Source organism: Haloechinothrix salitolerans (genome assembly GCF_042662605.1).
GTDB classification, from domain to species: Bacteria; Actinomycetota; Actinomycetes; order Mycobacteriales; family Pseudonocardiaceae; genus Haloechinothrix_A; species Haloechinothrix_A salitolerans.
Genome location: NZ_JBHSXX010000001.1, coordinates 3197134 through 3211003, shown reverse-complemented (window position 1 = coordinate 3211003; position 13870 = coordinate 3197134). Strand labels below are relative to the sequence as shown.

At 67.8% G+C, this 13870-nt stretch carries 14 protein-coding genes; 6 read left to right on the top strand and 8 right to left on the bottom strand.

The window, feature by feature from the left end; translation table 11 throughout:
- Nucleotides 1-76: 76 nt before the first annotated feature.
- The 4 genes from ACFQGD_RS15220 (at nucleotide 77) to ACFQGD_RS15205 (ending at nucleotide 5297) form a co-directional block, all read left to right on the top strand.
- Complete coding sequence (locus ACFQGD_RS15220; RefSeq protein WP_390183609.1) at nucleotides 77-1351, top strand: ATP-grasp domain-containing protein; 1275 nt, start codon at nucleotides 77-79, stop codon at nucleotides 1349-1351.
- A 110-nt stretch (nucleotides 1352-1461) separates the two neighbouring features.
- Entirely contained in the window at nucleotides 1462-2736 is a 1275-nt protein-coding gene (locus ACFQGD_RS15215) for an ATP-grasp domain-containing protein (RefSeq protein WP_390183610.1), read from the top strand.
- A gap of 72 nt (nucleotides 2737-2808) precedes the next feature.
- Complete coding sequence (locus tag ACFQGD_RS15210) at nucleotides 2809-4833, top strand: CocE/NonD family hydrolase (RefSeq protein WP_345399543.1); 2025 nt, start codon at nucleotides 2809-2811, stop codon at nucleotides 4831-4833.
- A 191-nt stretch (nucleotides 4834-5024) separates the two neighbouring features.
- Complete coding sequence (locus tag ACFQGD_RS15205; RefSeq protein ID WP_345399546.1) at nucleotides 5025-5297, top strand: hypothetical protein; 273 nt, start codon at nucleotides 5025-5027, stop codon at nucleotides 5295-5297.
- Here the strand turns inward: ACFQGD_RS15205 and der are convergent.
- From der to cmk, 3 genes are read right to left on the bottom strand one after another with little or no spacing between them, the layout of a single operon-like run.
- Complete coding sequence (gene der, locus ACFQGD_RS15200; RefSeq protein WP_345399549.1) at nucleotides 5294-6733, bottom strand: ribosome biogenesis GTPase Der; 1440 nt, start codon at nucleotides 6731-6733, stop codon at nucleotides 5294-5296. The two genes, ACFQGD_RS15205 and der, sit on opposite strands and share 4 nt — an antisense overlap.
- Nucleotides 6730-7401 (bottom strand): lysophospholipid acyltransferase family protein, encoded by a 672-nt coding sequence (locus tag ACFQGD_RS15195; protein WP_345399552.1) that lies wholly within the window; start codon nucleotides 7399-7401, stop codon nucleotides 6730-6732. Before ACFQGD_RS15195 ends, der begins: the two co-directional genes overlap by 4 nt.
- An 8-nt stretch (nucleotides 7402-7409) precedes the next feature.
- Nucleotides 7410-8099 carry a (d)CMP kinase gene (gene cmk / locus ACFQGD_RS15190; protein WP_345399604.1) on the bottom strand — a complete coding sequence of 230 codons (690 nt, stop codon included), beginning with the start codon at nucleotides 8097-8099 and terminating at the stop codon, nucleotides 7410-7412.
- Nucleotides 8100-8250: 151 nt separating this feature from the next.
- On the opposite strand from cmk, the gene ACFQGD_RS15185 reads away from it, so the two are divergent.
- The gene (locus tag ACFQGD_RS15185; RefSeq protein WP_345399555.1) at nucleotides 8251-8733 is read left to right on the top strand and encodes a cation:proton antiporter regulatory subunit; all 483 of its coding nucleotides are present in this window, start codon (nucleotides 8251-8253) and stop codon (nucleotides 8731-8733) included.
- A gap of 5 nt (nucleotides 8734-8738) precedes the next feature.
- On the top strand, nucleotides 8739-9926 hold the full coding sequence (locus ACFQGD_RS15180) for a cation:proton antiporter (RefSeq protein WP_345399558.1): 1188 nt from the start codon (nucleotides 8739-8741) through the stop codon (nucleotides 9924-9926).
- Nucleotides 9927-10005: 79 nt separating this feature from the next.
- On the opposite strand, the gene ACFQGD_RS15175 is transcribed toward ACFQGD_RS15180, so the two are convergent.
- From ACFQGD_RS15175 to ACFQGD_RS15155, 5 genes are read right to left on the bottom strand one after another with little or no spacing between them, the layout of a single operon-like run.
- On the bottom strand, nucleotides 10006-10743 hold the full coding sequence (locus ACFQGD_RS15175) for a pseudouridine synthase (protein WP_345399561.1): 738 nt from the start codon (nucleotides 10741-10743) through the stop codon (nucleotides 10006-10008).
- On the bottom strand, nucleotides 10733-11479 hold the full coding sequence (scpB, locus tag ACFQGD_RS15170; RefSeq protein ID WP_345399564.1) for an SMC-Scp complex subunit ScpB: 747 nt from the start codon (nucleotides 11477-11479) through the stop codon (nucleotides 10733-10735). Before scpB ends, ACFQGD_RS15175 begins: the two co-directional genes overlap by 11 nt.
- Nucleotides 11476-12345: a segregation and condensation protein A gene (locus ACFQGD_RS15165; protein ID WP_345399567.1), complete on the bottom strand. Its 870-nt coding sequence runs from the start codon at nucleotides 12343-12345 to the stop codon at nucleotides 11476-11478. The genes scpB and ACFQGD_RS15165 overlap by 4 nt, the downstream gene beginning before the upstream one ends.
- Nucleotides 12346-12369: 24 nt before the next feature.
- Nucleotides 12370-12774 (bottom strand): cobyrinic acid a,c-diamide synthase, encoded by a 405-nt coding sequence (locus ACFQGD_RS15160; protein ID WP_345399570.1) that lies wholly within the window; start codon nucleotides 12772-12774, stop codon nucleotides 12370-12372.
- The gene (locus ACFQGD_RS15155; RefSeq protein WP_345399573.1) at nucleotides 12771-13766 is read right to left on the bottom strand and encodes a ParA family protein; all 996 of its coding nucleotides are present in this window, start codon (nucleotides 13764-13766) and stop codon (nucleotides 12771-12773) included. The genes ACFQGD_RS15160 and ACFQGD_RS15155 overlap by 4 nt, the downstream gene beginning before the upstream one ends.
- Nucleotides 13767-13870: the final 104 nt, after the last annotated feature.

The following is a 13870-nucleotide window of genomic DNA, read 5'->3' as shown; positions in this document are numbered from 1 at the left end:
ATGAGCCAGCGGGGTGTATCGATCATGCGTCCTGGGTACCCATGCTGGTTACGCCCGCACCAGTGAAGGATCCACCATGCCCACGAATGTTTTCGTTCTCGGTCACGACGAACACAACCAGCAACTGTTGGAGGCCATGCCCTCCGCGGAGCACTGCGTGTTCCATCCGCTGCTGACCTTCGAGGAGATCTGGGGCGACGAGATCTCGTTCCACGACATTCTCGCCTCGGCACAGCGTGACCTCGACGGCTTCGACGGCAGCATCGACGCGATCGTCGGTTTCTGGGACTTCCCTGTCAGCTCCGCCCTCCCGCTGCTCCGCGAGCGCTACGGCCTGCCGACGGCCAGCATCGAGGAAGTCGTCATGTGCGAGCACAAGTACTGGAGCAGACGAATACAACGACAGGTGATCGGCGAGGCCGTGCCGCCGTTCGCCCTCGTCGACCTCGACGCGACCGACCCACCGGCGGACGTCCGGTTCCCGATGTGGGTCAAGCCGGTGAAGTCATTCAGTTCCGTACTCGCCTTCGGCGTCGCCGATCTCGAGGCGTACCAAGCCGCGCTCGCCGAGATCAGAGATGGGATCGGATGGCTCGGTCAGCCGTTCGATGCCCTGCTGGAACATGTCACGCTGCCACCGGAGATCGACGCGGCGGGCGGACAGTCCGGTCTTGCCGAGGAAGCGCTGGTCGGCCAGCAGCTCACCGTCGAGGGTTACCGGTACAACGGCGAGATCGTCATCTACGGCGTGGTCGACTCGGTCAACTACGAGAACAGCCCCAGCTTCCTGCGCTACCAGTACCCATCCACACTTCCCGAGGGAGTCATCGATCGGCTGACCGACCTGTCCCGCAAGGTCGTCACGGCGATCGGGCTGGAGCGCATGACGTTCAACATCGAATACTTCTGGGACCCCGGCACCGACGCCATCAACCTGCTGGAGATCAACCCCCGCCACTCACAGTCCCACGCCGAACTCTTCGCCGACGTCGACGGCATGGCCAACCACGAAGCCATGCTCCGCCTCGCCCTCGGCCGCGACCCCGAATTCCCACACCGCGAAGGCCGCTACGGCGCGGCCGCGAAATGGTTCGTCCGCCGCTTCGAAGACGGCGTCGTCCGGCAAGTGCCCACCCCGGAAGAAATCGAGGCGATCCAACACATCGTGCCAGGCACCACCATCGAACCCACCGTCAACGAAGGCGACCGGCTCTCCGAACTGCAACACCAGGACGCCTACAGCTACCTGCTCGCCAACGTCTACATCGGGGGAGTCGACGAGTCCGAGGTGAACACGAAATACGAGCAGGTCCTCGCCGCCCTGCCGTTCGACATCGAGGACGTGACCTGATCGGCGGATGCTTCGCTGGCTCGAATACCCGGTCGGAGTCAAGATCAGCGTTTACGCTGTTACGTGCGGGAACCCAGTGGCGACAAGCTCGGGTGACGTAAGGAGCCGCCATGACAGCGAACGTCTTCATTCTCGGCCATGACGAGCACAATCAGCGCCTACTGGAGAACATGCCGTCCGCCGACGGCTGCATCTTCCACCCGCTGCTGACCTTCGAGGAGATCTGGGGCGATGAGATCTCGTTCCGCGACGTCCTCGCCTCGGCACAGCGGCAACTCGATAACTTCGACGGTTCGATCGACGCGATCATCGGCTTCTGGGATTTCCCGGTCAGCACGATGCTGCCGCTGCTGCGCACCCGTTACGGCCTGCCGACGGCCAGCATCGAAGAGGTCGTCATGTGCGAGCACAAGTACTGGAGCAGGCTTGTGCAGCAACGCGTTGTCGACGCGATCCCCCCGTTCGGCCTCGTCGACCCAGCCGTGGACACCGAACCGCCGGAGAACGTGCGATTCCCGATGTGGGTCAAGCCGGTGAAGTCGTTCGCGTCCGAACTGGCCTTCGGTGTCAACGACCTTGACGCCTTCCGCGACGCGCTCGCCAAGATCGACGAGGGGATCGACTGGGTCAGCAAACCGTTCGAGGCGCTACTGGAGCACGTCACGTTACCGCCGGAGATCGACGCGGCGGGCGGTCGCATGTGCCTGGCCGAGGAGGCCATCATCGGCAGGCAGCTCACCGTCGAGGGTTACCGGTACAACGGCGAGATCGTCATCTACGGCGTGGTCGACTCGGTCAACTACGAGAACAGCCCCAGCTTCCTGCGCTACCAGTACCCATCCTCGCTGCCCGAGGACGTGGTCGAGCGCGTCTCCGAGCTGTCGCGCACGCTCGTCACGGCGATCGGGCTGGAGCGCATGACGTTCAACATCGAATACTTCTGGGACCCCGGCACCGACGCCATCAACCTGCTGGAGATCAACCCTCGCCACTCACAGTCCCACGCCGAACTCTTCGCCGACGTCGACGGCATGGCCAACCACGAAGCCATGCTCCGCCTCGCCCTCGGCCGCGACCCCGAATTCCCACACCGCGAAGGCCGCTACGGCGCGGCCGCGAAATGGTTCGTCCGCCGCTTCGAAGACGGCGTCGTCCGGCAAGTGCCCACCCCGGAAGAAATCGAGGCGATCCAACACATCGTGCCAGGCACCACCATCGAGCTCACCGTCAACGAAGACGACCGGCTCTCCGAACTGCACCGGCAGGACAGCTACAGCTACCAGCTGGCGAGTGTCTACATGGGTGCCGAGGACGAGGCGGAGCTGATCGCGAAGTACGACCAGGTCGTCGCCGCGCTGCGGTTCGAGATCGACGCCGTAGAATAGATCGTGTTTGGCAGTCCCGTGATCGAGGTACGACGCAGACGGCCTTGATCACACGCGCCGAGGAGTTGGTCCATGCGGACGGTGACATCGCTGCCACATGCTGTCCGCGAGGAGGAACACGTCTGGGTGCCGATGTCCGACGGGACACGGCTCGCGGCCAGAATCTGGCGTCCGGCGTCGTCCGAACTCGAGCCGGTACCCGCGATCCTCGAGTTCATCCCGTACCGGCAGCGTGACCTAACCGCACGCCGCGACTCGATCCATCACCCTTATCTCGCGGGGCACGGCTACGCCTGCGTCCGCGTCGACCTGCGCGGCAGCGGCGACTCCGAGGGGGTACTCACCGACGAGTACCTGGAGGAAGAGCTCGCCGACGCCGAGGACGTCCTCGCCTGGCTCGCCAAGCAGCCGTGGTGCACCGGACGAAGCGGGATGATGGGCATCTCGTGGGGCGGGTTCAACGCGCTCCAGGTCGCCGCACGCCGCCCGCCGGGCCTCGACGCGATCGTCACCGTCAGCTCCACCGACGACCGGTATGCCGACGACGTCCACTACATGGGCGGCTGCCTACTCTCGGACAACCTGTCCTGGGCGTCAACGATGTTCGCCTACAACTCGAGTCCGCCCGACCCGGCCGTCGTCGGTGACCGGTGGCGGGACATGTGGCTCAAGCGGCTCGCCCGCAGCGGGCTGTGGCTGGAGGAATGGCTGATCCACCAGCGCCGTGACGAGTACTGGCAGCACGGCTCCATCTGCGAGGACTACGCCAGTGTTGAGTGCCCCGTGCTCGCGGTGAGTGGCTGGGCGGACGGCTACACCAACGCCGTGTTCCGGATGCTGGAGAACCTGACCGTCCCGCGCAAGGGCCTCGTCGGTCCGTGGTCGCACAAGTACCCGCACCTGGGTGAACCCGGTCCCGCGATCGGCTTCCTGCAGGAGCTCGTGCGCTGGTGGGATCACTGGCTCAAGGACGTCGACACCGGCATCATGGACGAGCCGATGCTGCGGATCTGGATGCAGGAGACGGTGCCGCCGTTCACCGCCTACAAGGAGCGGCCAGGCCGCTGGGTCGGTGAGCTGAGCTGGCCGCCGCCACACGTCCACACCGAGGCGCGTCAGCTGCACCGCAACCGGATCGCATTGCCCGGCGAGGAGGTCGAGAGCGAGGAGCTGACGATCGAGTCGCCGCTGTCGGTCGGGCAGTACGCGGGCAAGTGGTGCTCCTACAACGCCCCGCCGGACCTCCCCTACGACCAGCGCGAGGAGGACGGCGGCTCGCTGGTGTTCGACACCGACGCGTTCACCGAACGCGTCGAGCTGCTCGGCGCTCCGGTAGTGGAGTTGGACGTCGCGGCCACCCAACCGATCGCGATGGTGGCGGTACGGCTTTCCGACATCGCCGAGGACGGCAGGGCCACCCGGATAAGCTACGGCCTGCTCAACCTCACCCACCGGGACGACCACGCCAACCCGAAGCCACTCGTCCCCGGCGAGCGTTATCAGGTAAGCGTGCAGCTCAACGCGATGGCACAGGCACTGCCGCCTGGGCACCGACTGCGCGTGGCGATCTCTACGTCGTACTGGCCGCTTGCGTGGCCGCCCCCGGAACCGGTGCGGCTGTCGGTGTTCGGCGGCACCAGCCGTGTGCTGCTGCCGGTCCGTCCGGTAGGTGAGGCCGACGAGGTCCCGCTGCACGCATTCGAGGAGCCGGAAGGGACCGAGCCGATCCCGGTGACCCAGGTGCTGCCCGGCGAGGAGCGCTGGACAGTCACGCGTGACCTTGTGAACTACCACTCGTCGCTGGACGTGGTGAAAGACCTCGGCACGGTACGGCTCGACGACATCGACCTCACCGTCACCCGCCGCGCGTTCGAGCGCTACAGCTGGGTGGGTGACGACTTCGGGTCGGTATCCGGCGAGACCGCGTGGACGATGGGGTTCGAGCGCGACGGCTGGAAGGTCACGACGGAGACCCGCACCGTCCTGACGTCGTCCGCGACGGACTTCCACCTGCGCGCGGAGCTGGACGCCTACGAAGGCGACACCCGCGTGGCGTCCTACAACTGGGACCGCACGGTCCCCCGCGACATGGTCTGACCAAGCCTGGCACGTCGGTGCCACTGGCGTGGCCGTGTCACACATCAGTGTGAACCGCGTCATACCATGCCGTCGTCACGCTCTCCGGTAACAGCGGAACCGCACACAGCGACACAACGTCGCAGAGACCGTCACGGAACCGCTGGCGCGGGTAGCGCGACGGTCGCAGCAGGAGAGAGGGGCACAGCGTCGTGTCGGGCAGTCAGGAAGAACTCAACTATCGCGAAAGAGCCACGCTGCGGGCCGTCGCGCTCGGCAGGGCCGAGATCACGTGCAGCAGCGAGCCCGACCTGTTCGTCGACGGTCTCGCCTGCTGCGACCAGTCCACCGTGCACCGGCTCGCCCGGCTCGGCTGGATCGAGCCCTCGGTGTCCGGACGCCCCGGGGAGCGCGTGCCCGCGCAGATCACCGCACTCGGCCGTGCCGCCCTCGGCACCGAGGGCATCCCCGGCCGCGCCGCCTAGCGCTTGCGGGGTTTCTTCTCCCGAACCCGGACGTTGATCCGCACCGGAGAGCCCTCGAAGCCGAACTCCTCCCGCAGTTTGCGCTCGATGAACCGGCGGTAGCCCGCCTCGAGGAAGCCCGTCGAGAACAGCACGAACGTCGGTGGCCGGATGCTGGCCTGCGTCGCGAACAGCACCTTCGGCTGCTTGCCGCCCCGTACCGGTGGCGGGGTGGCCGCGATGAGATCGGACAACCAGCCGTTGAGCCGCCCGGTTGGCACCCGGGTGTCCCAGGAATCCAGCGCCGTGCGCATAGCGGGCGCCAGCTTGCGCACGGCACGCCCGGTCAGCGCGGACACGTTGACCCGCTGCGCCCAGCGGATTCGCGTCAGACCACGATCCAGCTCCCGATCCAGTTGATAACGGCGTTCATCGTCGACCAGATCCCACTTGTTCATCGCCAGCACACATGCCCGGCCAGACTCGACCACCATGGTCAGCACCCGCAGGTCCTGCTCGGTGATCGGTTCGCTCGCGTCGAGCAGCACGATCACCACCTCGGCGGCGTCGATCGCGGTCTTGGTGCGCAGCGAGGCGTAGTACTCGGTGCCCTTCGCCGTGTTCACCCGCTTGCGCAAGCCCGCGGTGTCGACGAACCGCCACGCCTGCCCGTCCAACTCGACCAGCGAGTCCACCGGGTCGACCGTGGTGCCCGCGGCGTGGTGCACCACCGACCGGTCCTCGCCGGTGAGCTTGTTCAGCAGGCTCGACTTGCCCACGTTCGGCTTGCCGACCAGCGCCACCCTGCGGGGACCGCCGACCTTGTCCGCCTCACGAGGCGCGTCCGGCAGCGCGCCGACGACCGCGTCCAGCAGGTCACCGGAAGAGCGGCCATGCAACGCGCTGACAGGGTACGGCTCGCCCAGCCCCAGCGACCACAACTGCGCGACGTCGGCCATGAGTCGTTCGTCGTCCACCTTGTTGGCCGCGAGGATCACCGGCCGCTTGGAGCGCCGCAGCACCCGCGCCACCGCCTGCTCTGCCTCCGTCGCGCCCACGGTGGCGTCGACAACGAGCACCACCGCGTCCGCCGTGGACATCGCCAGTTCGGCCTGCGCGGCCACCGCGGCCTGGAGCCCGCTCGCCTTCGGCTCCCAGCCACCTGTGTCGACCAGGGTGAACCGCCTGCCAGCCCAGTTGGCGTCGTAGGCGACCCTGTCACGCGTGACGCCGGGAGTGTCCTGGACAACCGCTTCCCGCCGACCGAGAATGCGGTTCACCAGCGTGGACTTGCCCACGTTGGGCCGACCGACGATCGCGACCACCGGCTGCACCTCGGGCGCCTGTTCCTCGTCAGCGGCCGCGATGGCGTCGTCCAGCGCCCTGAATTCCGACTCGTCCGACCAGGTGCCGTCCGCCGCGGTTCCCGCCGCATCGGTCCCGTCCGAATAAGTCATCGTCGCACATCCCTTGTTCGTTCTGTCCTGCCGTGCGACGCACGCCAGCTATCTAGCTCAGCGACCGTGTCCGCGAGCCGCGTCCGCAACCGTTCGGTCGCCTCGACCAGTCCCGTCCTGCCCCGGGGCACCTCCAGCGCGAACGGCTCGCCGAAATAGACGTCCACCTTGGGCCGGAACCGCTTGCGCGCCCCGGCAGGGCGCCGGGTGCCACGCACCGCGACCGGCTGCACGATCGCCCCGGATGATCGCACCAGCCACGCCGCGCCCTGCTCGGCGACCCGCACATCGCCACTGCCCCTCGTGCCCTCTGGAAACACCGCGACCAGCCCGCCCGCGCGTAGTAGCCGCACGGCGTGTAACAACGGCGTCCGATCCGGCTCACCCCGCCGCACCGGCAACTGCCCGATAAGCTCGAGTCCCTTGCCGACCGGCCCGCGGAACATCTCCTTCTTCACCAAGAACACCGAACGACGCGGCAATAATCCGAACAGCAGCTGCGGTTCCACCATCGACATGTGGTTCGCCACCAGCACGACCGGCCCGGTGCGCGGCACACGGTCGTCGCCACGCACGGTGATCTTGAAGGCGGGCCGGAACGTCCACCGCGCCAGCGCCCGGGCGACGTCGTGCAGGCCCGCGTGAGCGCCAGCGGGCAGATCGCTCACGTCACCACTCACGTCGGGGCCCCGCGCTCCGCAACGATGCCGCGCTGCTCCGCCAGCTCGCACAGCGACGTCACCACGCCCTCGATACCGAGATCGCTGGTGTCGAACTCGACGGCGTCGTCGGCGGGGCGCATCGGGTTGGTCGCGCGCGTCGAGTCGAGCCGGTCCCTGCGGTCCACCGAGCGCAGGACGTCGACGTGGTTCGCCTCGCGACCAGCGGCCGAGTCCTGCGCCAGCCTGCGCGCGGCCCGCACGTCGGCGGACGCGGTCAGAAAGATCTTCAGTGGGGCATCCGGCGCGACGACGGTGCCGATGTCGCGGCCCTCGACGACGATGCCGCCACGCTCGGCCAGCACGCGCTCGATGATGCGCCGCTGCATGCCGACGAGCAGGTCCCGCACCGCGGGCACCGCGGCGACCGCCGAGACAGCCGAGGTCACCTGGTCACCGCGGATCTCGGCGGCGACGTCCTCACCGTCCAGCAGCGCGACCGGGGCGTTCGGGTCGGTGCCGACCTCCAGCTCTGCCGCCTTGGCCGCCTTCGTGACCGCGTCGGCCTCCGCGACATCGACCTCGGAACGCAGCGCGGCCAAGGTGATCGCCCGGTACATCGCGCCGGTGTCCAGATATCCGGCGCCGAGCCGGTTGGCGAGCTTGCGCGCCACCGTCGTCTTTCCGGTGCCAGACGGCCCGTCCATGGCGACGACACCCCGCAGTTGAGCAGCCAACGATCACTCCTTGTCCAGCCTGTTCCTCTCCCGACATTCTGCCTGCCGCCCTCACGCGGGAACGCAGCGCATGCCACTGACCGCACCCGCGCCCACGCGCCACCTCAGCTACGGTGAGTGCGTGAACGTAGAAGTAACGCCACTTCCTGGCATCGGTGTGCGCAAGGACTTCGCGCTGCGCAACGGCCAGCGCATCGGTGTCATCAACCACCGTGACGGGGCGATCGAGCTGATCATCTCACGTGCGGACGACCCCGACGCGTGCGTGGCCTCGCTCCCGCTGACCATCGACGAGGCCGGCACCCTCGGCAACCTGCTCGGCGCGCCCCAGCTCGTCGCGCAGCTCACCGAGGAGCACAAGGACCTGCCGGGAATCCAAACCAAGCAACTGCCGATCGAAGATGGCTCCCCCTACGACGGCCGCACCCTCGGCGACACCCAGATGCGCACGCGCACCAAAGTGTCCATCGTCGCGGTGATGCGGGCGGGCACCGTGCACCCGTCACCAGGCCCCGACCACACGTTCACCGCGGGCGACCTACTCGTGGCCGTCGGGACCTCGGAGGGCCTTAACGCTGCGGCGAAGGTCCTCAAGAACGGCTGATCGGCATGGAAGCCGACCACACAGCCCTTTCCCTGATCCAGCTCGGCGCGGTGTTCTTTGGGCTTGGCGTGCTCGGCAGGCTCGCCCAGCGGGTCGGCATGTCACCCATTCCGCTGTACCTGCTCGGCGGACTCGCTTTCGGTAACGGCGGTGTCATCGAGCTCGGCAACATCGAGGAGTTCACCCACCTCGCTGCCGAGATCGGCGTCGTGCTGCTGTTGCTGATGCTCGGCCTTGAGTACACCGCCACCGAGCTGTTCACCGGGCTGAGACGGTCGTGGCTGGCGGGACTGGTCGACATCGTGCTCAACGCGACGCCCGGTGCGGCGCTCGCGCTGCTGCTCGGCTGGGGACCGACGGCAGCGCTGGTCATGGCGGGCATCACCTACATCTCGTCGTCCGGCATCATCGCCAAGATCCTCAACGACCTGGGCCGCACCGGTAACCGCGAGACCCCGGTCGTGCTGTCGATCCTGGTGTTCGAGGACCTGGTCATGGCGGCGTACCTGCCGACGCTCACGGCCATGCTTGGCGGCATCAGCCTGATGGCTGGGCTGCGGGCGGTTGGCATCTCACTGTTCGTCGTGACCGTGGTCCTCGTGGTGGCGATGCGGTACGGGCGCTACGTCTCGGCGGTGCTGTTCAGTGAGGACCGCGAGATCTTCTTGCTCAAGCTGCTTGGCTCGGCATTGCTGGTCGCGGGTGTCGCGGCGGCGATGCAGGTCTCGGCTGCGGTCGGCGCGTTCTTGCTTGGCATCGCGATCGCAGGTCCCGCCGCGCGCAGCGCCACCCGAGTACTCGAACCGCTGCGCGATCTGTTCGCGGCGATCTTCTTCGTGGTGTTCGGGCTGAACACCGACCCGAGGGACATACCACCGGTGCTGGGTTTCGCCGTGGCGCTGGCGGTGGTCACCACGATCACGAAACTCGCGACGGGTTGGTGGGCGGCCCATCGGCAAGGCATCGGGCCGCTCGGGCGAGCGCGCGCGGGCGCGTCCCTGATCGCGCGCGGCGAGTTCTCCATCATCATCGCGGGATTGGCGGTGTCCGCGGGCGCGGTCGAGCCGCGACTCGCCGCGCTGGCGACGACGTATGTGCTGCTCATGGCGGCACTCGGGCCGATCGCCGCTCGTGTGGTCGAGCCGACCGTCCGGTTGGTCCGGGGCACCCCCGCGCCGAAGCCGGTGTCGTAGCGGCGCGCGGTGCGGTCCGCGCGCCTGCCCGTCTGCCGCCACACTGAAGACGTTTCGGTCGTCATAGCGACCACAACGTCTAGAGTCCAACGGCGGCGTGCAGCGCGGCGAGCTCCTTGCGGGTCAGCGGGCGCAGCGAGCCCGGCTTGAGCTGGCCGAGCGTGACATCGTCGATCGCCGTGCGGACCAGCCGACGCACGGGGTGACCCACCTCGTCGAGCAGCCTGCGCACGATGTGGTTGCGCCCCTCGTGCAGCACGATCTCCACCATCGCCCGGCCAGGGCGCGAATCCAGCACGCGGAACCGGTCGGCTTTCACCGGGCCGTCGTCCAGTTCCACGCCAGACGTGAGCCGCGCTCCGAGACCACGCGGCACCACGCCCTCGACCTCCGCGACGTACGTCTTCAACACCTCGTACGACGGGTGCATGAGGCGGTGCGCCAGCTCGCCGTCGTTGGTGAGCAGCAGCAGGCCCTCGGTATCGGCGTCGAGCCTGCCGACGTGGAACAGGCGCTCGGTGCGGTCGGCCACCAGGTCACCAACACATGGCCTGCCCCGGTCGTCGGTCATGGTGCTGTGCATGCCGCGCGGCTTGTTCAGCGCGAGGTACACCAAGTCGTCGCGGACAACGACGCGGTCGCCGTCGACACGGATGACAGCGGTGTCGGGGTCCACTTTGGTCCCGAGCTCGCGGACGACCTCGCCGTCGACGCTCACCCTGCCGCGCACGATCATCTCCTCGGCGGCGCGGCGCGAGGCGACGCCCGCCTTGGCGAGCACCTTCTGCAACCGTACGAGTTCTGGCTCAGAGGTCATCGATGGAATCCACTTCAGGCAGCAACGGCGCGATCGGCGGCAGGTCGGCGAGCGAGGGCAGCCCGAGACGTTCCAGGAACAGCTCCGTGGTGACGTAGAGCGTGCCGCCGGTTTCGCTGTCGGTGCCGTGCTCGTCGATCAGTCCGCGCGCCAGCAACGTCCTGATCACGCCGTCGACGTTGACGCCCCGCACCGCCGCGACACGCGACCGGGTGACCGGCTGCCGGTAAGCGATCACCGCGAGGGTTTCCAGCGCGGCGCGGGTCAGTTTGGAGCGCTGCCCATCGAGCAGCAGTTTCTCCACGAACGGCGCGTACGTGTCGCGGGTGTAGAACCGCCAGCCGTCGCCCGCCCGGCGCAGCTCGATACCGCTCTCCTTGTCAGTGAGGTCCTCGGCAAGGGTGCGCAGCGCCTCGGTGACCCGGTCGACCGGCTGCTCGACGGCGGACGCCAGCGATTCCTCGGACACTGGCGAGTCGACGACCAGCAGCAGCGCCTCCAGCGCGGAGATCAGCCGCTCGTCGGTGGAGACGTCCGGGAGCGCGTCGGTGACGTCGATGGGCGCGCCCTCAGATTCGGGCACGGTGTCGGGCTCGGCGGCGTCGGGCTCCACGGGTGCGGCGCCCTCGGCGGTGTCGGGCTCGGCGGGCGCGGCGCTGTCCTCCGAGGCGGTGTCCAGGGCGACAGCGGGGTCAGGGCTGTCGGGCGCGGGGGCGTTCTCGTCCGGGGTACTCACCCGTACTCCTCCTCGTCGTCATCCGCGCGGTCGCGCTCGGCGGCGGCGCTGGCCTCATCGACCGAGCCGCCGGTCCAGGTCACCCGCAGTTCTCCGAGCGGGTCGGACTGCTCGAAGTCCACCGTCGCCTCGCGATACAGCTCAAGCAGGGCGAGGAACCGAGCGACCACCTCCAGCGTGTGCTCACAGTCCGACACCAGGTCGGAGAAGCTCGCCACGCCATGCTCGGCGAGGCGCAGCCGCAGGATCGCGGCATGCTCACGCACCGAGACCTTGCCCGCGTGCAGGTGGTCCAGCGACACCGTGGGAGGCGGCTTCGGCCGGAACACCGCGGCCGCGATCTCCGCCAGGCCGTCCGGGTCGACGCCGAGCATCACCTCGGGCAGCAGTCCCAGATAGCGCTCCTCCAACGACACCGAGCGCGGATACCGCCGTAGCGCGCCGGCTTCCAGCTCCGCGAACAGCGCCGCGACCTGCTTGTACGCACGATACTGCAGCACGCGAGCGAACAGCAGGTCACGTGCCTCGAGCAGGGCGAGGTCTTCTTCGTTCTCGACGTCGCCGGACGGCAGCAGCCGCGCGGCCTTCAGGTCGAGCAGCGTCGACGCGATCACCAGGAACTCGGTGGTCTCGTCCAGGTCCCACTCCGGGCCAAGCGCCTTGGTGTGCGCGATGAAGTCGTCGGTGACCTGATGCAACGCCACCTCGGTGACGTCCAGCTCATGCTGCGAGATCAGCTGCAGCAGCAGGTCGAACGGGCCTTCGAAGTTCTCCAGCCGCACCCGGAACTTGGAGCTGGGCCGCTCCTCGACGTCACTGCCAGCGACAGCGTCGTCCACCGCGACAGCGTCGTCCGCTTCGGTCATGTGTGCTCTATTCGCGCTCGGGTGCTACCCGAGCCGGGCTTGCGCACCGTGCTCGTCTTCCTCGATGCGCAATCGTCGCACAAGTACCGAATCCTCGCCGTTGACCTCGAAGTCCTCCAGCATCACCGCGACCGCCTCACGCACCAGCCTGCCCCGATCCACCGCGAGGTCATGGGTGGCACGCAGCGCGAGCCGCGCCTGCTCCAGCGCGAGCAACTGCTCACTGGACAGATACACCGTGATCTTCGAGTCGTGCTTCTTGCGCGGCGCTGCGCGCCGGTCTGTCGCGGAGCCCTCTTCGTTCCCGCGCGGAGCGGGTGCGGTCTTCCCCGTCGAGCCACCGGACGAATCCGTGCCGCTCGACTCGGATGGTGCTGTGGTGCGGAAGAAGAGTTCTGTGGCGCCGGGCAAAGACACCCGTCTTGTCACCGGCGAATCACCTCACGAGCGAGTTGACGATACGCGGTCGCACCAACCGACTTCGGTGCCCACGTCGTAATGGGCTCCCCAGCGACGGTGGTCTCCGGGAAACGCACCGTGCGGTTGATGACCGTGTCGAACACGGTGTCCCCAAACGCCTCGACCACCCGGGAGATGACCTCCTTGGAATGCAATGTACGCGGGTCGAACATGGTGGCGAGGATACCGATGATGTCCAGGCTTGGATTCAGGCGCTCACGAACCTTGTCGATGGTGTCCATGAGCAGCGCCACCCCGCGCAGGCTGAAGAACTCGCATTCCAGCGGAATGATCACGCCGTCGGCCGCGGTGAGCGCGTTCACGGTGAGCAGCCCAAGCGACGGCTGGCAGTCCACGAGCACGAAGTCGTATTCCGGGATCAGCGGGCGCAGCACCCGCATCAGGCTGTGCTCGCGGCCGACCTCGGCGACGAGCTGCACCTCGGCCGCCGACAGGTCGATGTTGCTCGGCAGCAGGTCAATGCCGTCGATCGACGTCTTGTGCAGGATGTCGCGCACATTGATCGACGACTCCATGACGGCGTTGTAGACGGTCTGGTCCAGCTCGTGCGGCTGCACCCCGAGGCCGACGGACAGCGCACCCTGCGGGTCGAAGTCAACCAGCAGCACTTTCCTGCCGTACTCGGCCAGCGACGCGCCGAGGTTGATGGTCGACGTCGTCTTGCCGACGCCGCCCTTCTGGTTGCACATCGCGAGCACGCGCGCCGGACCGTGCCGATCGAGCGGCGGAGGTTCCGGGATCTCACGCAGCGGCCTTCCCGTCGGGCCGAGCTTCGGTTTCGACGGTTGGTCCGGTTTGCCGTTCGCCGGGGCGTCCGACACGTCAGTGCCCGGCGACGACGTGCTCGCGGCCGAGCCCTTACCCGGTGCGCTTTCCGGCGCACCGGTGGACGGCGCTTCGCCAAAAACCTCCGGTGCCCGAAGTGAGTGAGGTGTCGCCATGACGCGAAGACTCCTTGCTCTCCCTGCTCAACGGCAGCCTATGGGGGAGCAACAAGGCACGGCAAAGCGGCTCGCCGCAGAATCCCAAATCAATCCGAGACATC